This window comes from Allocoleopsis franciscana PCC 7113, assembly GCF_000317515.1.
GTDB lineage: Bacteria > Cyanobacteriota > Cyanobacteriia > Cyanobacteriales > Coleofasciculaceae > Allocoleopsis > Allocoleopsis franciscana.
Window position 1 is genome coordinate 386,530 of sequence record NC_019738.1, and the last position, 21,426, is coordinate 407,955.

Here is a 21,426-nt window from a genome sequence, read left to right on the forward strand (position 1 = left end):
GTCTTCTCCTCGGCTTGCCTATTCGCAAGTTCGTTCAAAAAATACATAGAATACAGAAATTGTAGGGAAATATCCTGTCCTGCGTTAGTGCCGCAGACTCTTAGGCTCATCGCCACTGACAAATCTCATGCCTGAACCCCAACTTCAATGGCAAGTCTCGCCACCGTCTGAAATTCCCCCATGGTTCTTGGACGCCATCAAACCCCATCTACCCGCTCAAGTTCTAGGCGATCGAGATGGGCATCATGCCGCCCAACTTTTATGGAAACGGGGCATCCGTGATGTTCTTTCGCTGCCCGGTTTCTTAAACCCAGACTTTTACCAACCCGCTAATCCCTTTGAATTTGGGCAGGAAATGCAATGGGCGGTGGAACGCTTGCAACAAGCTTGCCGAACCGGTGAAATGGTGGCAATTTGGGGAGACTTTGACGCCGATGGCATTACTTCAACCGCCGTTCTCTGGGAAGGCTTAGGACAGTTTTTACCGCAAGAATGGCAGCTTATTTATTACATCCCCAATCGCCTCACAGAATCTCATGGTCTGAATCATCAAGGTATTGATGCGTTGCAAAAACAAGGTTGTCGATTAATCGTAACTTGCGATACAGGTAGCACCAATTTAAAAGAAATTGACTATGCTCAAACCCTAGGGATTGATGTGATTGTGACCGACCATCACACCCTCCCAGCACAGCGTCCACCGGTCAAGGCTATTATCAATCCCCGCTATTTTTCCCCCGACCATCCACTCTTCCATCTTTCCGGTGTTGCGGTTGCCTACAAATTAATAGAAGCCCTTTATCAAACATTACCCGATGTTCCCCAACAACCGTTAGAGAACTTGTTAGATTTGGTCGCCATTGGATTAATTGCTGATTTAGTCCAACTCAGTGGAGATTGTCGCTACCTGGCACAACTCGGAATTAGACGCCTGCAACAACAATCCAAAACCCAAAACCCAAAATCTAAAATCACACGTCCCGGTGTGGCTCGCTTATTGGAATTATGCCAAAGAAATGGCGATCGCCCCACCGATATTTCCTTCGGATTGGGTCCTCGAATCAACGCTGTTAGCCGCATTCAAGGTGATGCATCTTTCTGTGTGGAATTACTCACCAGTACGGATGAAAAGCGCTGTGAACAACTGGCAACCGAAACCGAATTAGCTAATACTCGCCGTAAATCTTTGCAAAAAGATGTAACCCAGCAAGTGAAAGCCAAACTTGAACAACTCGACCTCTCAACCACGAGTGTTATTGTGATTGAAGACTCTCAATGGCCTGCTGGTGTTCTCGGCTTAGTTGCAGGGCAAATTGCTCAGGAATATGGACGCCCTACGATTTTGTTAAGTACAGAAAATGAGGTTGATAATCAATTAGAAAATAAGGCGCAAGAAGACACAATCATTGAGTCTCAATCACAATCTGACCCTCCAAAATTTGCCAGAGGTTCAGCACGTTCTGTGAATAATATTGACCTTTATCAGTTGGTGAAGTCACAAGAACACCTACTACATCGGTTTGGCGGTCATCCGTTTGCCGCCGGATTGAGTCTCCCGATTGAAAATTTGCCTCTATTTACTGAAGCGATTAACCAACAGTTACGGCAACAAGTCTCTACGACAGGTGCCTCACTCACTCCCGTACTCGAAGCTGACTTGATTGTGACTGTAGCCGAGTTAGGAAAAGAATTATTTTATGAACTTAAACTACTCGAACCCTGTGGGATGGGAAATCCTGTGCCAAAACTGCTGATTCAAAACTGTTGGTTTGAGGAAGTTAGAAACTACAATACCCAAGACTTTAAAGGACGAAAAGTACAATTCATCAAAACTGAGTTTGAAATTTGGGACAACTCTTGCCATACCGGATTTCATGGAATCTGGTGGGGACACTACAGAGATGAAGTGCCCAAAGGAAGATGCGATGCGATTGTTGAACTGGATTACAACAATTACAAAAAACGTCCCGAAGTGCGATTATTGGCGGTGCGTTCACGGGTTGATCTATCCTCCTTTAGTATTCCCACCCGATTAGATTGGATTTTAGATTGGCGCGGTGCAGATGAGGAGATAGAAAGCCAAAGCTTTACTGGTAAAGCAGCGAGACTGAGTGAGGAAGGACATCAGGAGATGGAGAACAATCCCCATCCCAAATCGATTGATCCCCTCACGGTTAGCGAGTGTCCCACCAGTTGGGACGAATTGCAAATCTGGTTTCGCCGTGCGATCGCATCTGAGCGAAAATTAGCCCTCGCTTATCCACCTCCCAGCCCACTATCACCCGGTGAAATCTGGAAACAACTCGTGGGAATTGCTAAATTCCTCAGCCGCACAGGACAAACGGCGACTTTGGTGCAATTGCAAGAAAAGCTGGATTTGAGCGATCGCATTCTCCATTTGGGACTCGATGCCATATCACATCTTGGCTTTTATGTCAAACACAAGGATTGGGCGATCGCGATTAGCGGGCAACCCTCACTAGAGGTAACTGACTCTGTTGCAAATGAAGCCATCCAGAAGTTCCTAGCCGCCGTTGAAGAAGAACAGTTCTTGCGTCAGTATTTCTACCAAGTTCCCCTATCCACCATTCAATCCCAAGCTTGGCAAATTACCCTAAATGAGCGGCTGTTGGCATGACAACGTTTTGAATCCACTTTTAAGACTGGCTTGCACCCGTCAAAGCCTTCTCTAAATCCGATAACTTCACGTCACCGGAAAAGGCTTCACCGTTGATTACAAAGAAGGGAGTGCCTGAAAGTCCCAAGGTTTGAGCTAACTGAATATCCTCCTCAATCGCCCTATCGGCATTGGCTTGATCTTGCTCAAACTTCTCCAAATCCAGATTCAGGCTTTTGGCAGTCGCCACATACAACGAGTTGCCTAACTTGTCTTGCTGGGAAAATAAAGCATCCTCGTACTCCCAAAATTTCCCTTGTTGAAATGCCGCCCAAGCCGCCTTAGCCGCAGGCATGGCTTCGGGATGAATGGGAGTGAGAGGGAAATGTTTGTACACTAAGGTAACTTCATCCGCATGTTTGCTCATAAACTGTTGGATGATTTTATGAGCCTGGGCACAGTAGGGACATTGAAAGTCTGAGAATTCTAATAGCACGACTTTTAAATCACTTGCGCCCGTGGTGGGAGAGTCGCGAATCACAATTTTAGGATTCATTTGTAGTGCTTGCACGAAAGCCTGCCGGATCTGTTGCAGTTGTGATTGTTGTTGCTGCTGGTAGCCTTGAACCGATTGCACAATGACTTCTGGGTGTTCGCGAATGAGCTGTAAAATTTGTTCAGGGTGCTTGCGAATCACCTGCAAGACTTGTTCTTCAACCAGAGGACTCACTTGACTGGCGGCTTGTGCAGGGAGTGACCAAGTTAGCAGTACTAGACCCGACAGCAGCAGACCTGCGAGTGCTAAAGCTTTCTGAGCCAAGCGTCGGAGGCTGATGAAGGGATTTGCCAACAGTTGCGATCGATACATAAATTACCCTGTAAATGGCTGACATCAACCACTGTACTTCCCAGATTTGATAACTGCACTCCCCACCCAACAACTCAACTTGCTATGTAATGGCTCATGTGTCATCAACTCTTTGAGTTGATGGTGCAAAATGGGGTACTAACGCTATTAAGGAGCAATATAATTATCCCAAGCACTACCCATACTTCACACTTTACACTTCATCGTTCCTCATGAATGGTCGGTATCCACTTTGAAAACTCCTACCGAAGATTGAAGTTCTTGGGCAACAGCTACGGTTTGCTGCAAAGAGCGCGAAATTTGATGGGAAGATTCAGAGGTTCGCTCAGAAACCCTAGCAATCTTCTGCATTAAGTTGGTAACCGCTAAAGAGGTTTGCGCTTGAGATACGGTTGCACTCGAAATCGATTGCACTAACTCATCAATCTGATGAGATACCTCTAAAATCTGACCGAGGCTATCCTTGGTTTCTTCCACCAAATAAGTGCCTTCTACAACCTGAGAAGTCCCCAATTCCATCGCCTCAACTACTTCATTGGTTTCTCGTTGGATGGTTTCTACAATGTGTTCAATTTCTTGAGTGGCAGCCGTTGAACGCTCAGCCAATTCACTGATTTCCTCTGCAACGGCTGTAAAGCTTTGGGCATCCTCATTTTCTCGTGCCGTTTGAATTCCAGCATTCAGCGCTAGCATGTTAGTTGCTTGAGCAATCTGTTGAATCAAGTAAACGGCTTTGGAAATTTCCTGAGAGGATTGACCTAAACGCTTCACTTTTTTGGAGGTTTCTCCCACCGTGGCTCGCAATTTTAAAATTCCTTGCACCGTGCGCTCCATCGCTTGTCCACCCGCTTGGGCAGTAGTAGAGGCAGAGCGAGCAACGGCGGCGGCGCGGTGGGCACTCTCGGCAACCGCTTGAATGGAAAGCGTCATTTGCTCGACGGAACCCAGGGTACGGGTAATTTCTTCTGCCTGTGTAAGAGCTTGATCAGACAGTTGACGGATGGCTCCTTCGTTTTCCCCTAAGGATACGTTGACTTGCACCGCTGCTTGTTTCACCTGAGTCACAATGCCGCGCAGACTGGCAATGATGGAATTGAAAAAGTCTGCAACGGTGCCAATTTCCCCTTCTTTCACCTCCGCGAGAACGGTGAGATCGCCCTTAGCGGCTCCTTTGACTTCGTTGAGCAGTTCTGCCAATTGACGCTGGAGTGCTTCTTTTTGCTGGCGTTGCTCTTGAAAACTCGCTTGAGCTTCCTGACGCGCTTGCTCTCTCTGTTCCAAAAGGGTAGCTTGCTCGATCGCAATTCCTACCTGTGTCGCCACCTGTGCCAACCAATTAATTTCTTCCTCTTGCCAATCTCGTGGCTTGGCACATTGATGGGCAATCAGTAAACCGAGCAACTCATCCCGAATCAGAATCGGGGCGACTAAATTCGCCTTAACTTCAAAGCGTTCGAGTAACTTAATATGACACTTGGTTAAATTGGCCTGATAGATGTCATTAATCGCACGAACGCGACCTTTGCGGTAGAGTCCGCCATGATTTCCCTTAAAACAAGTGTCCTCTACCTCCGCCCCTAGGGCAATTGTCCAATTCGAGTCCACGGATTCAGCAATCATGGTGCCACTCCAGTCGGAATCGAAACGGTAGATTAACACTCGGTCGGCTTTTAAGGCTTGTTTCACCTGTCGCACCGTGGTGCTGAAGATATCTTCCAAGTTAAGCGATCGCAAAATTTGCTTGGTCATTTCAGCAAAGGCACGGGCGCGTTTGGCTTCGGCTTCTTTTTGTTGACGCTGCTCAAGAGCTGCCATCTCCGCCGCTTCTGCTAGTAATCGAGCGCGTTCGGCTTCGGCTTCTTTCTGTTTTCGCAAGGTTTCCTGCTGTTTAAGTAGCATCGCTTGGTCTAAAGCTACCCCTACCTGGTTCGCCACTTGCTTGAAGAAATCAATTTCGATTTCTTTCCACGTCCTGGGAGCAGAACATTGATGGGCAATCAGCAAGCCATGAAGCTGTCGGTCAACAATAATCGGCACAATCAGGTTGGCTTTGACCGATAAGGTTTCCAGTTGCCTTAAGTGACAATCGCTTAAATCAGCTTTGGAAATATCCTCGTTGGCTTTGACTCGACCTTTCTCATAAAGAATCACATAGCGATTCTCAAAACAAGGGTTAGCCATTTGCAATCCCAAGGCACTAGGCCAACCCCGCGCCACAGATTCGGCAACAACCATGCCGTGCCCTTCCGACTCGAAGCGATAAACCACCACGCGATCGGCTTGTAGGGCGGCGCGAGTCTCCACCACGGCGGTGTTGAAAATATAATCCGTATCCAGGGATTCCCGAATATTGGAGGTGATGTCATTCAACAACCGTGCCCGTTCAGCTTCCGCTTCTTGCTGTTTGCGGAGAGTTTCTTCCTTTTTAAGGAGGATTTCTTGGTTCAGGGCAAAGCCCATCTGGGTGGCGACTTGTTTTAAGAAATCAATTTCGGTTTCCTTCCAGGTTCGAGAGCCAGAACACTGGTGGGTAATCAATAAACCATGAAGTTGTCGGTCTGCAATGATTGGTACGACTAAGTTCGCTTTGACGGAAAAGGTTTCCAGTTGTCGGATATGACAATCGGTTAAACCAGCGTTGTAAATATCGTTAGTCGCTCGAATCCGGCCTTTCTGGTAAGGAATGACGTATCGATCTTTAAAACAGGTGTCATTAATTTGAGCACCGAGAGAAGGAGGCCAACCCCGACCCACGGATTCGGCAATCATCGTACCATTCCAGTCTGGATTGAAGCGATAGACAATAACGCGATCGGCTTTCAGGGCGGCGCGGACTTCTGCTACCACCGTGGTGAACATGTCTTGGGTGTCGAAGGCTTCTCGAATGCTGGAGGAAATGGAATTCAAGAGTAGTTCTTGCTTCACCTCAGCCGCTTGTTGGCTAAATTGAAGCTGAAGCTGGTCTGCCAGTTGGTTAATATGAGTGCTTAAGGTGGATAATTCGTCTTCTCCTTGGACTTTTAGGTAAGTATTGAGTTCTCCCCGACCCAATTTTTCTACGGCGTTGGTGGCTGCACTGATTTCACGCGAGGCGCGGTGGGAGAGGAAAGCGGCGATCGCACCGACTAATAAGACGGTTCCCCCTGTTCCCAGCATCAGAGTCAGCAACAGTTGTGCCTTCAGCTCTGACATCGTGGTGGTGGGGCTTTGACCGGTTTGGGCAACCTGTGTGGTAATCGCTTGATTGGTGAGGTAGTAGCTGGTTGCGCCGATTCCGATCGCGGGGAGTGTGCCAAATGCGATCGCCAACAGGATGGCTTTTGTACTCAATCGCAATTGCCGCCACCAGGGAGGACTTGATTGCTGAGGAGACTGACTAGAGAGAGCTATGCTAAATGGCGGGTTCTTCAGCGTACTCGTAAATACTTGGGGCACAGAGAGTTGCCCCAGAGGGGAATGACTCCCCTGACTCGCTATCGGGGGATGACTCGGACTGCCTGAAGACTCGTTCTCCAGTTGAACTAACGCCGTGCGAGCTAAGTCAGCCGTTGCCGAATCACCCGCCAGTCTGAGCGCTTCTCGCAATTCAGCTCTAGCTTTGTCCAAATCGCCAGCTTCACGAGAGGCGGCACCTAGCCAAATGCGAATTTTCGCATCTTGAGGTTGCTGGGTAGCCAAGTCGGAAAACGGTTGTATCGCCGCTTCATACTGTCCTTGCGAATGGGTTTTGGCTAGAGCTTGATCGAGTTGATTTTTCATGAGAGAAGGGAACTACCTTAGGTAAGACGTTGACATAAGTCAGATTGCAGCGATAAGGGCACCCTGGCTAAGTCCTGTTCGGGATGAACGATTCCCACGGGATTCGTTAACAGGCGCAGGCATTGGTAGCTTTTGAAACGTTTAGCTCACTTCAAAAGCTCTGTGCGTAACGACACTCAGCACCCGACGCCATGGCGTCACACGATTTGGCAGAACACCTGAATCAAAAACTCTGGCTTGTGGAGCAGCAGTCAAGGAATAACTTGAGTAGTGTGGAGATGCCCAAAAGAATGACTGCTGGCATCACTATCAATTTTTATGTAGAATTACTGAATTCCGTGAAATCAAGTGTAACATTTAATGCTTCGATGTTCAGTGTGTTCGCTGAGTTTAATGTAAAGCTGTGTTAAAGATTTGGCAAACGACCGCTAAATTGTATCCTATCTTAATGGTGAACTCAGGAATGGCGGTGTGCCTCAGCCGTATTGCCGAATGTTGCTCCGCATAATTACTGAAAGTGATAAAGATGGGGAGTGATAGCGAGTTCAAAGAGATATAGCAGAAGGCAGAAGGCAGAAGGCAGAAGGCTTTTATGTTTATATCTGTCCTAACCTTGGTGGTGACAGCTATAACTTTCTTTCCTCAGCACCTCAGCACCCCAGCACCCCCGCACCCCAGCACCCCCGCACCTCAGCTCCTCAGCGCCCCCGCTTACTGGAGTGCCCAAGCTAAGAAACGCTCGGTATAGTAGAGGGCTAGCTGATTGCTGGGGCCGTGAAAGATGGCGTCGAAGGCATGTTCTGCCCAAGGAATTTCCAACAGGATCGCCTTACTGTTGGCGGCAAGCAGACGTTGGTGCATATTCTGGGCAAAGCGGACTTGGACAATATGATCACGACTTCCATGTACGAGTAGGGTGGGCGGGAGTGGGCGTGTCACATAAGTGACGGGTGATGCTTGAACGTATTTTTCAGGTTGTTCATCCGGTGAACCCCCTAGAAAGGCTTCGAGTACGGCGCGTACATTGTAGGGATCGGGTTTGGGTGGATTTTTGTATCCGTTAGTGAGGTTGAATGGCCCATAGTAGCTTACAACTGCCCGCACGGGTAAGGCATCGGGTTGATAAGCGGTTAACATTGCCAAATGTCCGCCGGCGGAACGTCCGAGTAAGGCGATGCGGGTGATATCGGTTTCATACTCAGTGGCGTGCTGCTGAATAAAGGTGAGTGCGGCACGGACATCATCAAGTTGAGCCGGAAACTGATAACGGGGTGCATGGCGATAGGCGATCGCAAACACGGTATAACCTTGATGTGCCATGTAACGGCTGAAGTTCGCATAATGGGAGGCGCTACCGCTTTGCCAACCCCCGCCATAAATAATCACAATCGCGGGGTATTGTCCTACTTGGGGAGGGCGGTATAGATCCAGATTCAGCGGTACGCCATCGGGGGCGGCAAATGGGATATCCGGGGTGTAGCGTACCGGCATCTGAGGAATACCTCGGAAGGCATCCGCGAGGATAAAGGGATGAGGGCGCAACTGATTTTGCACCGATGGGGAAATCTGCTGTTCATAGTTTGCCCCTAAGGTATCATGCATCACCTCTGACATCTGCTGCTCAGTGGCAGGTAGCTGTATCAGAGGCAAAAGACTTAAGAAAAGTCCGAGCAAACTAGCGCCCAAAGTCCCACGTTGCAGCCAACCCTCGTGTCCTCCAAACCATGACACTCCCACCGCAATCACATTCAGGACTACTAGCCAAGGACTGACTTCGGGTGTTCCCACCCCCAAGGGTAGGAGAGACATAGTGGGAACTGGGATCACAATCCAGCTACTTAAGAATAGGCTGATGCTACTTAGCAGCAGCGCCAGCCAGGGTAATACTGCCCTAATGGGATAAAACATAGATGATTTTATGACTGTTACCCCGAATATAAATCATGGCGTTCAGCGAACTACTTCCACCGAGTACCTTTCCACGAGGCCAGTAAAGTTCTCGGTTATTTAGGTAAGGTTGTTTTTCAGTATAGTAAGCCCAGTCATACTCGGTTTTCAATAATTTGGAGAAAGCCGCAGGAATATGAATGGCTTGCGGTTGATCGGATGCCCCTGCTTCTAGCAGTAAAACTGTAGTTTTTGCCTCTTCCGTGAGGCGGTTTGCCAGCACACAACCGGCTGACCCAGCCCCAATGATTGCATAGTCATACATAGGGTTTCTTTCTTTTCTTTTGTGTTGAAAATACCTCAAACAGATATAACTCAAGCCTATACTTTTCTATGACAGTCTTTGGCATTAGTGGGCGCTTGGGTGCTCATTCTGAGAAAAATTGCATTCCTCACTACAAACTAACGTTCTAACCTTCAACTGCTATTACTCTCCTGGTTTTAGGTAATCTAGTAAACGGTCTCCTGAGTCAGCACGAATCAACGCCACAACAACTTCTGGCAACGCTACCCTCCTGGGATAGATAAAAAAGCGAGGTTCCCACTGAGGCTTATATTTTTCTTTGAAGGCATGTAATCCCTTGAAGTTATAGAACTGATTTAAGTGTTCGTAAAGATAGTTCAGTGCCTTTTCTAAACGAGGAGACTGAGGCTTTTCCCCAAGGCCAGAAAGCGCGGATAGACCAAGGTTAAATCTGTCATAGCCCCGTTCTTTAAAGTGCTGAAACATTGAGCTAAATAAGAAGTCCATCGTCCCTTGCTCGACCTCAACCCGTCGCCGCATCATATCAATCGTAGTTTTGTTTAACTCATACTCTGGTATCAGATTGGCAAAGGCGCTAATCTGACCGTCAGCCGCCTGCACGACGGCAATTTCACAATCCCGCAGATAGTCCTCATAAAACCAGCCTAGCGAGAACTGTTTTTCCGACCCTTGTGTCATCTTGAGCCACTCATCGCTCACTGGCTTTAACTCTTGCAGCAATTGATCGGAAATAGGGGGTTGGTAAAACTTGACTTCATGCCCTAATTTTTTCATGCGGTTCAATGCAGATCTCATGTCTTGAGCCGCTTTGCCTTGTAGGGTAAAGGCTTTGAGATCAACGATCGCTTCTTCCCCAATCTTAATGGTATGAAAGCCAAGTGCTCTGTAAAGCTCTAAGTCGTCGGGCAATGTCTGGTAAAAGGCTGGATGCCAATCATTACGCTGACAAAACTGTTGAAAGCCAATAATCACCTCCTTGCGGTCATCCTCAGGGCCAATCGGGTCTCCTAATGCGATCGCACCTCGACCTTTGGGGACATACGCAATTACGCTACGTCCCGAAGGACTAAAGTAATAGGCTTTATCTTTTAATAGGGTTAAAGCGGCTAAAGATGAGCGACTATATTGCTTGACAATTTCCTTCGCCCGTTGTCGTTCCTCTGGAGTCGCAGGTTCCCCCCGCAGCAACACCGGTCGCAAGAGCATAATCAGAGCAGAGGAAAGTGTAACCCCTCCTACCAAATAAATTGAATTGGCAAAAAAGCGCCCATAGCGAGTTCTTGGTACCAACCCAGCATTGTCTTCTGTGAAAAACATTGCCAAGGTTTGATAGAGGGCATCGGTGAGAGTAAAGTTATAGTCGTAGTGCCGCAAGTCTACGAGAAAAAAACCAGCCGTTCCGTAGGCAAGGGTGAATAATAATGCCCCAATGAGTATCCTAAACCCTTGGGCGATTGAAGGACGGTCTGATTGTGCCGTGAAGATATCCCGCATGAGCAGCAGTTGTACTAGCAGCACCAAAGACAAAAGACTCTCTTCCCAGTCAAACCCCTTGAGCAAGTGACTGATGATTGAGACAATGAGCAACCCTACGGTTAAGAGCCACGCTATCCGCTTCCGTCTCAACAAATTACTAGCAAGCATTAGCAAGAAAAATCCCGTCAGTGCTGCAAACAGATGTCCGCCTTGCCGCACTTCAAAGGGGAAAATTCCCTTAAGCCACTTCACTCGTGCCCATTCGCTGACTGTAACAGCAGACAGCAGGTTAACCACTCCGACTAAGCTGGTTAGAAAGGCAGCAGTCCATACACCAATTTGAGTGCGTCGCGTTAGCACGGCGATATCCTCATAAAACGATAGTTAGGGCTTGCTGAATAAGTCTCCAGAAAACAACCGATGGATTAATTAGTTATTTAAGGCTCAAGAAATAATAAGCTCTTGTTGCTGAGAATTCCTCCAATCATAACTGGGATTAATAACTGACCCAAAAAAAGAGGTGATGAGAGTTGGAAGCACAAAAAAAGTAAAAACCTGCCGTAGCAGGGTGGAAAGATTCATGACTAAAAAAGTAATGGCAATCGCTGGCGAGTGAAGTGTGAGAGAGTTTAGCCATGACTCGATTCAAGCTAAATCTACGTTTGGATACTCCAAATTTTCCTTCAATAGCATTACGAACTCTTTCATCTTCTTGTGCTTGCTTCTTCTTTTCGTCACTGACATTGGCTGGTGGTCTTCCCAAAGGGGGGCCACTGATTCTAATTCCTCTTTCTTTACAGAAAGCTCGATTGGAGCGGGTTCGATAAATTCGGTCAACGTGTACCGATTCGGGATACACTCCTGTCGCCTCTTTAAAGGCTTCTACTTGAGCTTTGAAATCTCCTGATTCATTAAAGTTATTCCAATCTATCCGGTCTAAAAATACATATCCATCTCTTAAACTTACCGATAGTTTGGCTCCAAATTCTACCGGAGTTCCGGCTTTCCCTCTCACAATTGGACGGATATGCGGTTGACTTAAACTGACTATCCTGTCCTCAATTGTTTGAGTTTTCTTATCATACATCCATTGCTGTTGACGATAGACTTCCTCCACCACCAGTAAGCTTTTATATTCACTGGAGCTTAAAACCTCAAGACAAGCACCTACCTGGATTAGCTGCTCTATGTGAGATAAATTTCTTTTGACATATTGCAGTTGTTTTCTAATTGCTTTTCTGATTTGTTTCCTTGACGGCCTCCGTTTTTTGGCGACTTGCAAGTAATTTTTTCGAGCCAGGTTTCTATAAGTTTTTGGCTTTTTCTCTAGCTTCCCTTTCAGCGGTTCATACAGAATGTCTATTATCTTTTCTGTTTTGACTCTAGCTTGATTTAATAGACCCAAGTCATTGGGATAGCTGATATCTCCTGGCGCACAGGTAGCATCCAGTATTAATTTCCCTTGATTTTCGACTTTTCTTGTTTCTTGACTTTCTGAAGCTGAGCTTTTTTTTTAGGCTCCTCCTCAATCTCTGACTGACTCTTACTCACCATTCTTTCATTTATTTGATTGACTAGATTCACATTTATCCTTTCCCGAAATCTTGTCAATAGTGATGGGTCATAAGGGGCTTCACTGCTGTAATGGGTTTTCCCTATAAAGTACTGTAAGTAAGGGTTCTCTTTTATTTGTTCTACTGCCTCTCTATCGCTTACTCCTAATTTTTCTTTTATTATTAATGAACCCAACGCTACCCTAAATGGCAGTGCTGGCGCACCCATATCTCTATCAAAATTCAAGGCATATTCTTCTTCAAATTCATCCCAGGGTACTAACTTCGCCATGATTACCCAACGGTTATCCTGTGATAACTTTCCCTCAAAGGGCAGTTCAAAATCTTCCGCTTGCCTGGGGGCATCCTCAACTTTTCGGTACATCTACCTGAGCGGGGCTGCTAGAGTTTCGACGAATTTTACCAAATTTCCTGCGAGCTAAGCAACTATCAATGCCGCTTAAACTATTGATGGCTAAGGGTTAGACCTTTGTGCAGCAAGCCCTAGTTAACAATCGCTGATTAACTATTAGGCTAGAGGCAAAAGCGGCCTACCAAAGACACTTTACTTAGTTTTTCGGCTGTGTTAGCGCTTTCTTGAACTGCCTGCCCACAAAAGATAATGAATCGTGAGCGTGTTTGTGATCGTAGTTCCAGCCATAGTCTGGTCCCTGTAATCCATGACCACCAGGGAAGGCATGGAACTCGTTGTCTATACCCAATTCGTTCAACGTCTCATGGAATTTTTGGGATGAGTCAAGAAATTCTTTCCCCATTAAGTCATCTTTTCCGGCATCCATATAGATGTGCAACAACTTACGCTCTTTTACAGGTATCTTTTTTATCAAGCTCTGAGGGCTATTTTCTGGGCCGCTTTGGTCAGTAAAATAACCGATTTGACTAAACATCGTATGAAAGGTGTTCCGGTGATGTAAGCCGATGTTGACCGCACCCCAACCGCCCGACGATAGTCCGCCGATCGCCCAAAACTGTGGTGATTCTAAGGTACGGTAGCGGGATTTTAGCATCTGAACGAGTTCTGAACCAATCAGCGTGCCAACATTCCCATTGGGGCCATCGTAATACTGAGGGTCAAATAGAGGGCTAGAACCTCGTTTATCATTGCCATCGGGTGTAATCACAATTGAGGGGAGCAGTTTTCCACTTTCATAGAGGTCTTCTAGTACAGGTATTATTCCTATCTTTTTCACCCAGGCGTTAGCATCATCATGTCCCCCATGCAGCAGGAAAATCACAGGATAGTGTTTGTTGGGGTTTTTCTCGTAGCCAGGAGGCAGAATCACACCATATTGTCGGACTTCGCCCATCGCCTTACTGTTGAAGGTCTTGAGCTCAAAGAAAAGTTTGATTTTACTATCTTTTGCTTCTGTAGGGGGTGCATCTAACTGCGGAGCACCCGCAATAAAAACATACCAGTAACCGGCTCCTGCCAAGAGCGCGACAATCCCAATCCCTGTTATTAGAAGTGTTCGTAATTTCACGGCTGGGGAAGATTTAACTGTCATTTTCACTAAATTGTATTGTTTGAACCATGCAGGCTAAATTGAATACCCAATAAATAGTATTTTTATGTTCTTAAGAAAGAATTTATAGTCAAACAATTTCGATCAGATTAGCGATCGCATCATTGACGACATCAGGATATTCTGCCATCATCAGATGTCCAGCATCCGGCAAGTGTAGATGTTTACTGTTTGAGAAACAGGCTGCTAACTCTTCCTCCATTGTGTAGGTGAACATGAAGTCTTTTCCGCCACTAATCACCAAAACTGGAATCTGGGAATTGAGCTGAGAGGAACGCCTGAAGAAGTTATAATTCCAAAAGATTTCCAGTGCCTTATAGGGATGCGGTTCAGTTGGGACTGGGCATTCGGCAAAAAACTGCTCCATGACCTCATGGCGGTGAGGGCTAGATAAATAGTTAGTGAGTTGCTGTACGCAGGGTAAATGATAGAAGTGTCTTCCTCCCCAAGCGAGAATCTTCATTAACGGGACTTCCCACCAAGGCGCAAGGTCATGGGTTCCACCCGCAATCAAGACTAAGCCACTTACGGGATGTCGTCTCGCCTCTCGCCCACTCTAATCCGATGGGTACCCCGTAGCTATGGCAACATAAGACAGGGGAAGTGATGTGAAAGCGATGCAACAGCCGCTTAAGGTCTCGTTGGTGTCGCCCGATCAAATAGCGTTGGTAAGGTGTTGACTGACCGTGTCCCGCTAAATCGTAAGCTAAGACTTCTCTACCCCGTGCGTGGAAGAAATCATACTGTGAGCGCAGGTTAAATCGGTTGCCCATTCCCCCATGCAGAAAGACTAAAGCCGGACTTTGACCTGGATGATGACAAACCTGTAAATTTACCCCCCTTCGGAGATGAATAAGGTGTCCTGCTAAGGTATCTTGAGAAGCCTCATTGTTAACCAGAGTCATCGATTGAATTGCATTCTAGTTTTGGTGCTGTTAAGTTTAATGATTGCCCAGCAATTTGTCACTGAGGTGTCGCCAGGAAGAATTAAGTGTAACAAGTCTCCGAAATCGGGTTTTAGAATTGAGCCGGTGTTTACACAAAGCAATCCCGCCTCAAGGATTGGACATAAGATATTGCTAAGTTAGAGCAGTGGTAATAATGGATTTAGATAAGCCATTAGGCTCAGTCATTCAAGGCTCTCTCTCCGCAGGACTGGAAGTGCGATTGCATCCTGATATCTGGGTGGAAGATATGCGAGTGGGTAAGTTTTTAGTGGTACAGGGGATGCGATCGCGCTTTTTCTGTATGCTCACTGATGTCACGTTGGGGACATCTAGTCAACGAATTCTGGCTAACCCTCCCAGTCCCGATGATGACTTTTTACGAGAAGTTTTGGCGGGAAGTGGCACCTTTGGTACGGTTAACCTGACACCGATGCTGATGTTTACGCCACAAGACTTAAGCCATCAGTCCAGAGGAGTTGCCTTGAATGGAGACAGTTCCTTAGGTTCTTTTCAATCGCAAAGTAGCGAAGAGATGGAATTGTTGCCCGTTAAGACCATTCCCAGTCACTTCTCTCAGGTGTATGATGCCAGCGATCGCGATTTCCGTGCCGTCTTTGGCTGGGAGGATGACCCCACTCGCCGCAATTTTGCGATCGGCAATCCTCTTGACATGGAAGTCCCAATATGCATTGACTTAGATCGTTTCGTGGAACGCAGTAACGGCGTCTTTGGCAAATCCGGTACGGGTAAATCCTTCCTCACCCGATTACTGCTATCTGGGATTATCCGCAAGCAAGCGGCGGTGAACCTAATTTTTGACATGCACTCGGAATATGGCTGGGAAGCGGTTTCGGAGGGCAAACAATTCAGTACGGTTAAAGGATTGCGCCAACTCTTTCCCGGACAAGTCCAAATTTACACCCTCGACCCCGAATCAACCAAACGCCGAGGGGTGCGTGGTACTCAGGAACTGTATCTCAGCTACGACCAGATTGAAGTTGAAGATATCATGCTGGTGCGAGGTGAGTTAAACCTTTCCGAGGCAAGTCTGGAGAATGCCATTATCCTCCGCAATGAGTTTGGCAAATCCTGGATTACGCAATTACTCAATATGACGAATGAAGACATCCAGATGTTCTGTGATGAGAAGCGAGGGAACAAGTCTTCGATCATGGCATTGCAGCGCAAATTGCTGCGTCTGGATGAGTTGAAGTATATGCGTAGCGCTTGTCCACATAATTATGTGGGTCAGATTTTGCAATCGTTGGAAGCGGGGAAGCATGTAGTGATTGAGTTTGGTTCTCAGTCGAATATGTTGTCTTATATGTTGGCAACGAATGTGATTAGCCGTCGTATTCACGCTAGTTACGTGAAGAAAGCAGAGACGTTTTTGCAGACGAAAAATCCTAGCGATCGCCCCCGTCCCCTCGTCATCACCATCGAAGAAGCGCACCGTTTCCTCGATCCGGCTACCGTCCGCCAAACCATCTTTGGGATTATTGCCCGTGAAATGCGGAAGTACTTTGTGACATTACTGGTAGTCGATCAGCGTCCTTCGGGGATTGATAACGAGGTGATGTCCCAGATTGGGACTCGGATTACCGCTTTGCTGAATGATGACAAAGATATTGAGGCGATTTTTACGGGGGTATCTGGGGGGCAAAGTTTGCGATCGGTGTTGGCAAAGTTGGATTCTAAGCAACAAGCGCTGATTTTAGGTCATGCGGTGCCGATGCCTGTTGTAGTCAAAACTCGTCCCTATGATCAAACTTTCTATGCCGAGGTTGGGGATACTTCTTGGGATGAGATGCCGGATGAAGAATTATTCGCGGCGGCTGAAGTGGCTAAGGCGGATTTGGGGTTTTAATGCTGTTTTAGTTAACTGACTGATGTCTCCGTCTAATTGACGTGGGGAAGTCAGGAACTAGCAAAGATTTATCTAATTTTCCATGTTTGTTAAAAAAGGTAAGATTTCCATTTTTATCACACACCCAAACTTCTTCTGCTTTGGCTTCAAAATATAAATCTTTCTTTGTCTGCATTTCTTCTAAGGTATTGCTGGCAGATTTGATTTCAACACAAAGCTCAGGAGCAATGGAAGCGACATCCTCATTTTCAATAATGTTTAATCGTTCATCTGAAGCCCAAACGATATCAGCGACTTTAACATTATCTGAGGTGGAAATCGCACATTCTGGGAAAGCGAATCCTGTATTAAGTAGTGAATTTAATAACTCTTGAATTAAACCCTGATAAATTGAGTGCTTAGGTTTGGCAGGACTCATTACAATTTGTCCCCATTTATTTAATTCAATTTTGAATGGTAAGTCTTGTAAGTATTTATTGTCGCAAACTTCTTGCCATTTCATAACTAACTCCTTTAAATCAACAAATTAATTTACACCCAGCCTAACTCTTCTAAAGCTTCGGCAACTTGAGGACGTAACGCCCAGTACCATTTATTTTTTTCGTCCTGATAAGCATTTGCCAAGATTATTGACCAAAATGGCGAATCCTTGAGCAGTAGTCGCGACTGACATCGTTGACAACATTTGGCATCATCCGGATTTTGGGGACTCAGGCAGTTGGGATTCAGACAATAGCTCATGCTGGAAGGCAGTCGGGAGGTCTATTTTTATTTTGCCCTTTTCAAAAATATGATGTTGGATGTTGTCTCAAAGAATGTGATATTGCCTCAGTACAAAACGATCGCCCTTCACCTCTTTACCGCAATGACACGAGAAGGCGATTACCCAAAAGGTAGCGCCCCGAAGAGCGATCGCACTCCGTAACCTTGAACCAGTGCGACTCAGGAATTTTCAAACAGCAGCAGAGTAGAAAGCGCGATCGCCTTTGGCACTGCCCTTTGGGCAATCGCTCAATTCCGATTCAATACCGACACTATGACGGACATCACTGAAATCAACCCCATACAGCTTTGTCCCGCTCATATTTGCCTCACTCAACTGAGTTCTTCTCAAAATTGCCCCGGTTAGATTAGCATCTTCGAGACAGGCTCTCTCTAAGTTAGCTCCACTCAAATCTGCCCCCTGTAGATTCACCCGATTCAATTGTGCATCAGTTAAATTAGCTCCTGTCAAGTTAGCGCCTTCTAGCGTCGCAGCCGTTAATTTCGCTCTTCTGAAGTTAACGCCCTCTAAATTAAAGCCACCCAAATCTACTCCCTTCAACCAGGCTCGGCTCATGTTGGCAAAATTTAAAGAAGAGCCATATAACATTGCGCCCATCAGTCTTGCCTCTGATAAATTAGCCCATTTGAAGTTGACACCCATTAGATTTGCATCTCGCAAATTGACTCTTTCTAGCTGTGATCCGCAGAGGTTTGCTCCCCATAAGTTAGCCCCTCTAAGATTGGCACCCATCAGATCTGCGCCACTCATTTTGGCCCCTGGTAGTAAAGATTTCACCATAAAGGCTCCGCTGAGATTAGCTCTGGTTAGCTCTGTCTCTATCAGCTTGACTTCGTTCATTTTGACAAAACTTAAATTGGCCCAATTCATCTGAGCACCACTTAAATCTGACTTAATTAAAAAGGCTCTCGTCAAGTCAGCACCTCTCAGGTTAGCCCCTTTAAGATTAACTCCCATTAAAAGGACTCCCCTCAAGTCGGCTCCACAGAGGTCAACCCCTTCAAAATCTCTATCGCCCTGATCATAAAGCCGGAGAAGTTTTCTAATATTCATAGCTTATATATATCCAACGAATATGAGTTAATTTGAACCACTCACAATTTTAAGTGAATTGCTTTACCTTGTCTCCTAGAGAGACCGTTTAGTACACGTATTGTAAGAGTATTTTTTTAACTAAAAGTTTATTTTTGTGTGGAAGCTTATAGAAAAAATATACTTTTCTATCCTTGTCACTCTATATCTAGTAATTTTAGTTACAACAAAATCATCTATTATTTAAATATAACTAAAAGAGTTATGTTTAAATAAATAGGCTCTATTTATTACATTGTTTGTAATTTTATTAATTCTATGATTTCATCAATTAACTTTCTAAATAGAAAATTACCTTTTCTTTGAGTTTTCTAAAGTCTCTCAGGAGAAATATAGCGAAATACACTGAAATACTGTAGGTATGACAGCTAGGTTTGAGTCCATAGCCCAGGCAGGTAGACGATTATAAGCTCTAATGGGGCTGAAGGGAGTGAACATGTTAACCTAATACCCTCCCCAGAGGATCGATTGGTTCAGCCAATCCTGAACTCGAATGTCAACACCAGGGTGCTAGCTAAATTCCGAGTGGGTGAAGCGCATCGGGTGGGTTTTGGGGTAGTAGTGCTAGAGTGAGTGATCCCTAAGCCCCTAAGTTGACAGACGGAACGGTTCACAGTCTTGTTGAGTAAGTGATCTCGATTGATTGTGTTTGTTTTTGTCTAGGATGTTATTTTTTCTGGATTCTAGGGAATCTTAAGTAGGTAAGTCCTCTCAAAGAGAGCGAACCCGGAGAACACTAGCCCCCCTTGTCAGGGCAACATGATTTTTCTGGCTTGGTCAAACAGGGCGCAGTTCAGCTATGCTAGAAGTTTATGGATATTACCACCTGGCGCAGTTCGGTTATCTCCATTGGGAGTGTCTATCGGTTCACAGCTTTCTGGGAGATTATGGAATGAAGAAGGATGTGAGAAAGACTGGCTGATCCCAGTGAAGTCATTAGGAGTACAGATAGATAGATGTTTGGCACCCCGATTTTAGTAAAGAAATGTTGAACCTTTTCCCCTTTACCACCGTCTAAACTTGTAATACTATAGGGTTAAAGCAAACTCATAATGACTCCGAGTTTCCGCTTTGATATCCCAGCCATGAGCAGCAAGATGCTGGGGAACGCCGCAGAACTGAAAAAGCAAGACTGTCCTCAGTAGCCAGCTTCAACTCATATTCACGGTTAGATCTCCTGCTCTCGCTAGAAAAGACAGGTGGTCACATACATCTTTTATCAGATGTTGTCTACCGATTCGCGTAACTATCCTCAGGGTGAGAGATCGCACAAGCTTTTGAGGCCAGAACCCGCGATCAATTTACTGATTGTTTAGGGAGTTATTTCCAAAGATATGCCTACTGCTAACACGAAAACAAAAACGACCAAGCCCACGTTCTCAGCAGATATGGTGCGGACTTATCTCCATGAGATTGGTCGCGTGCCTCTGCTGACCCATGAGCAAGAAATTGTCTATGGGAAGCAGGTTCAGCAAATGATGTTGCTCATGGATGCCAAGGCAGCCTTGGCTGAAAAGTTGCAGCGCGAACCGACCACCAAAGAGTGGACGATGCACGTCAAACATGATGAAGCCACACTTAATAAAATTGTAAGCCAGGGAACATGGGCCAAGCGCAAGATGATTGAAGCGAACTTGCGTCTAGTTGTGGCGATCGCTAAAAAGTACCAAAAGCGTAATATGGAATTTCTGGACTTAATCCAGGAAGGAACCTTAGGCTTAGAGCGAGGTGTAGAGAAATTTGACCCCACCAAAGGCTACAAGTTTTCCACCTATGCTTACTGGTGGATTCGTCAGGCCATTACCCGCGCTATAGCTCAGCAAGCTCGTGCGATTCGGTTGCCCATCCACATTACCGAAAAGCTCAACAAAATCAAAAAAGTCCAACGGGAACTCTCTCAGAAGTTTGGTCGCAACGCCACACCTGCCGAGATTGGTCAGGAGTTAGATTTAGAACCAGCTCAGATTCGTGAATACTTGAGTATCGCTCGTCAACCCGTCTCTCTCGATGTTCGCGTGGGAGATAATCAGGACACTGAGCTGTCTGACCTTTTAGAGGATGATGGTCAAACTCCGGTGAATTACACCACTCAGGAGTCACTGCGCCAAGATTTGGATGACCTCCTCGCCGAACTCACCCCTCAGCAACGAGAAGTCTTAGCACTGCGCTTTGGCTTAGAAGATGGCAACGAACTATCTCTAGCTAAGGTTGGTCAACGACTCAACCTGAGCCGTGAGCGAGTCCGTCAGTTAGAACACCAAGCTTTAGCACAGTTACGGCGTCGCCACGCCAACTTCCGGGAGTATATCGCCAGCTAGATAGAGATGAGACTAATCTCTAAGCCTCAGTCAATGTGGTAGCCATCTCTGGCTACCATCTTTTTTTTGCAAAGATTTATAAATATTTGAGAAATCTTAACGGGTGCCGTTGAAGATACGTATTATTCCTTTTATTCCTTTTATTCCTTTTTATTCCTTAAGGAAGAAGGGAGTGAGATTAATCAACAGAAGACGCGCAGTCCAACCAAAAACAGCAAGGTGAAAAAAGATGATGATAGACATCTGCTCATCCCCTTGTTTATTGGTTTTCGGCCTCGCTGCATCTCATAAAACCTGCCTATTGGGTGAAAAAAGGTTCATCCATTTGAGGGAAGCATTACCCTAATTGATTGGCTATCCTTATATAAAGGAATTGACTTTGGGTTCAT

General features: G+C 46.1%; 15 protein-coding genes and 2 pseudogenes. 5 read left to right on the forward strand and 12 right to left on the reverse strand.

Features of this window, described 5'->3' with window-relative positions:
* The first annotated feature begins 127 nt into the window (after positions 1 to 127).
* Positions 128 to 2,638 carry a single-stranded-DNA-specific exonuclease RecJ gene (locus MIC7113_RS01625; RefSeq protein ID WP_015180432.1) on the forward strand — a complete coding sequence of 837 codons (2,511 nt, stop codon included), beginning with the start codon at positions 128 to 130 and terminating at the stop codon, positions 2,636 to 2,638.
* Between the two features lie 19 nt (positions 2,639 to 2,657).
* Here the strand turns inward: MIC7113_RS01625 and MIC7113_RS01630 are convergent, their stop codons facing one another.
* Both MIC7113_RS01630 and MIC7113_RS01635 read right to left on the reverse strand, forming a co-directional pair.
* Positions 2,658 to 3,485 carry a DsbA family protein gene (locus MIC7113_RS01630; protein WP_015180433.1) on the reverse strand — a complete coding sequence of 276 codons (828 nt, stop codon included), beginning with the start codon at positions 3,483 to 3,485 and terminating at the stop codon, positions 2,658 to 2,660.
* Between the two features lie 210 nt (positions 3,486 to 3,695).
* On the reverse strand, positions 3,696 to 7,244 hold the full coding sequence (locus tag MIC7113_RS01635) for a GAF domain-containing protein (RefSeq protein WP_015180434.1): 3,549 nt from the start codon (positions 7,242 to 7,244) through the stop codon (positions 3,696 to 3,698).
* A 191-nt stretch (positions 7,245 to 7,435) separates the two neighbouring features.
* Here MIC7113_RS01635 and MIC7113_RS01640 point away from each other — a divergent pair, with 191 nt between their 5' ends.
* On the forward strand, positions 7,436 to 7,654 hold the full coding sequence (locus tag MIC7113_RS01640; RefSeq protein WP_015180435.1) for a hypothetical protein: 219 nt from the start codon (positions 7,436 to 7,438) through the stop codon (positions 7,652 to 7,654).
* A 301-nt stretch (positions 7,655 to 7,955) separates the two neighbouring features.
* On the opposite strand, the gene MIC7113_RS01645 is transcribed toward MIC7113_RS01640, so the two are convergent.
* From MIC7113_RS01645 to MIC7113_RS37440, 7 genes and pseudogenes are all read right to left on the reverse strand, one after another.
* Positions 7,956 to 9,152 (reverse strand): alpha/beta hydrolase, encoded by a 1,197-nt coding sequence (locus MIC7113_RS01645; RefSeq protein WP_015180436.1) that lies wholly within the window; start codon positions 9,150 to 9,152, stop codon positions 7,956 to 7,958.
* A 16-nt stretch (positions 9,153 to 9,168) separates the two neighbouring features.
* Positions 9,169 to 9,456: pseudogene (locus tag MIC7113_RS01650) on the reverse strand (GMC family oxidoreductase N-terminal domain-containing protein); the annotation flags it as partial.
* Positions 9,457 to 9,618: 162 nt separating this feature from the next.
* A complete protein-coding gene (locus MIC7113_RS01655; RefSeq protein WP_015180438.1) occupies positions 9,619 to 11,292 on the reverse strand; it encodes a bifunctional lysylphosphatidylglycerol flippase/synthetase MprF in 1,674 nt (557 codons plus the stop codon).
* Positions 11,293 to 11,376: 84 nt separating this feature from the next.
* Positions 11,377 to 12,870, reverse strand: a pseudogene (locus tag MIC7113_RS35270) (IS5 family transposase).
* A gap of 184 nt (positions 12,871 to 13,054) precedes the next feature.
* Positions 13,055 to 14,011, reverse strand: a complete 957-nt coding sequence (locus tag MIC7113_RS01670; protein WP_015180439.1) for an alpha/beta hydrolase — start codon at positions 14,009 to 14,011, stop codon at positions 13,055 to 13,057.
* Between the two features lie 88 nt (positions 14,012 to 14,099).
* Entirely contained in the window at positions 14,100 to 14,492 is a 393-nt protein-coding gene (locus tag MIC7113_RS37435) for an alpha/beta fold hydrolase (protein WP_216596355.1), read from the reverse strand.
* Between the two features lie 28 nt (positions 14,493 to 14,520).
* The gene (locus MIC7113_RS37440) at positions 14,521 to 14,934 is read right to left on the reverse strand and encodes an alpha/beta fold hydrolase (protein WP_216596356.1); all 414 of its coding nucleotides are present in this window, start codon (positions 14,932 to 14,934) and stop codon (positions 14,521 to 14,523) included.
* A gap of 196 nt (positions 14,935 to 15,130) precedes the next feature.
* On the opposite strand from MIC7113_RS37440, the gene MIC7113_RS01680 reads away from it, so the two are divergent.
* Complete coding sequence (locus tag MIC7113_RS01680; RefSeq protein ID WP_015180440.1) at positions 15,131 to 16,843, forward strand: helicase HerA domain-containing protein; 1,713 nt, start codon at positions 15,131 to 15,133, stop codon at positions 16,841 to 16,843.
* Between the two features lie 7 nt (positions 16,844 to 16,850).
* Here the strand turns inward: MIC7113_RS01680 and MIC7113_RS01685 are convergent, their stop codons facing one another.
* Positions 16,851 to 17,345 carry a Uma2 family endonuclease gene (locus tag MIC7113_RS01685; protein WP_015180441.1) on the reverse strand — a complete coding sequence of 165 codons (495 nt, stop codon included), beginning with the start codon at positions 17,343 to 17,345 and terminating at the stop codon, positions 16,851 to 16,853.
* 29 nt (positions 17,346 to 17,374) lie between these two features.
* Positions 17,375 to 17,584, reverse strand: a complete 210-nt coding sequence (locus tag MIC7113_RS01690; RefSeq protein WP_015180442.1) for a 4-Cys prefix domain-containing protein — start codon at positions 17,582 to 17,584, stop codon at positions 17,375 to 17,377.
* On the opposite strand from MIC7113_RS01690, the gene MIC7113_RS01695 reads away from it, so the two are divergent.
* Positions 17,583 to 17,768, forward strand: coding sequence for a hypothetical protein (locus MIC7113_RS01695; protein WP_041779852.1), 186 nt, complete (start codon positions 17,583 to 17,585; stop codon positions 17,766 to 17,768). The two genes, MIC7113_RS01690 and MIC7113_RS01695, sit on opposite strands and share 2 nt — an antisense overlap.
* 27 nt (positions 17,769 to 17,795) lie before the next feature.
* Here MIC7113_RS01695 and MIC7113_RS01700 read toward each other — a convergent pair whose 3' ends face one another.
* A complete protein-coding gene (locus tag MIC7113_RS01700) occupies positions 17,796 to 18,680 on the reverse strand; it encodes a pentapeptide repeat-containing protein (RefSeq protein WP_015180443.1) in 885 nt (294 codons plus the stop codon).
* A 1,373-nt stretch (positions 18,681 to 20,053) separates the two neighbouring features.
* On the opposite strand from MIC7113_RS01700, the gene MIC7113_RS01705 reads away from it, so the two are divergent.
* The gene (locus MIC7113_RS01705; RefSeq protein ID WP_015180444.1) at positions 20,054 to 21,037 is read left to right on the forward strand and encodes an RNA polymerase sigma factor, RpoD/SigA family; all 984 of its coding nucleotides are present in this window, start codon (positions 20,054 to 20,056) and stop codon (positions 21,035 to 21,037) included.
* Positions 21,038 to 21,426: the final 389 nt, after the last annotated feature.

Coding starts and splice junctions, on each gene's coding strand:
- MIC7113_RS01625 (WP_015180432.1), top strand. CDS start 128: ATGCCTGAACCCCAACTTCAATGGCAAGTCTCGCCACCGTCTGAAATT.
- MIC7113_RS01630 (WP_015180433.1), bottom strand. CDS start 3,485: ATGTATCGATCGCAACTGTTGGCAAATCCCTTCATCAGCCTCCGACGC.
- MIC7113_RS01635 (WP_015180434.1), bottom strand. CDS start 7,244: ATGAAAAATCAACTCGATCAAGCTCTAGCCAAAACCCATTCGCAAGGA.
- MIC7113_RS01640 (WP_015180435.1), top strand. CDS start 7,436: ATGGCGTCACACGATTTGGCAGAACACCTGAATCAAAAACTCTGGCTT.
- MIC7113_RS01645 (WP_015180436.1), bottom strand. CDS start 9,152: ATGTTTTATCCCATTAGGGCAGTATTACCCTGGCTGGCGCTGCTGCTA.
- MIC7113_RS01670 (WP_015180439.1), bottom strand. CDS start 14,011: ATGACAGTTAAATCTTCCCCAGCCGTGAAATTACGAACACTTCTAATA.
- MIC7113_RS37435 (WP_216596355.1), bottom strand. CDS start 14,492: ATGAAGATTCTCGCTTGGGGAGGAAGACACTTCTATCATTTACCCTGC.
- MIC7113_RS37440 (WP_216596356.1), bottom strand. CDS start 14,934: ATGACTCTGGTTAACAATGAGGCTTCTCAAGATACCTTAGCAGGACAC.
- MIC7113_RS01680 (WP_015180440.1), top strand. CDS start 15,131: ATGGATTTAGATAAGCCATTAGGCTCAGTCATTCAAGGCTCTCTCTCC.
- MIC7113_RS01685 (WP_015180441.1), bottom strand. CDS start 17,345: ATGAAATGGCAAGAAGTTTGCGACAATAAATACTTACAAGACTTACCA.
- MIC7113_RS01695 (WP_041779852.1), top strand. CDS start 17,583: ATGCTGGAAGGCAGTCGGGAGGTCTATTTTTATTTTGCCCTTTTCAAA.
- MIC7113_RS01690 (WP_015180442.1), bottom strand. CDS start 17,584: ATGAGCTATTGTCTGAATCCCAACTGCCTGAGTCCCCAAAATCCGGAT.
- MIC7113_RS01700 (WP_015180443.1), bottom strand. CDS start 18,680: ATGAATATTAGAAAACTTCTCCGGCTTTATGATCAGGGCGATAGAGAT.
- MIC7113_RS01705 (WP_015180444.1), top strand. CDS start 20,054: ATGCCTACTGCTAACACGAAAACAAAAACGACCAAGCCCACGTTCTCA.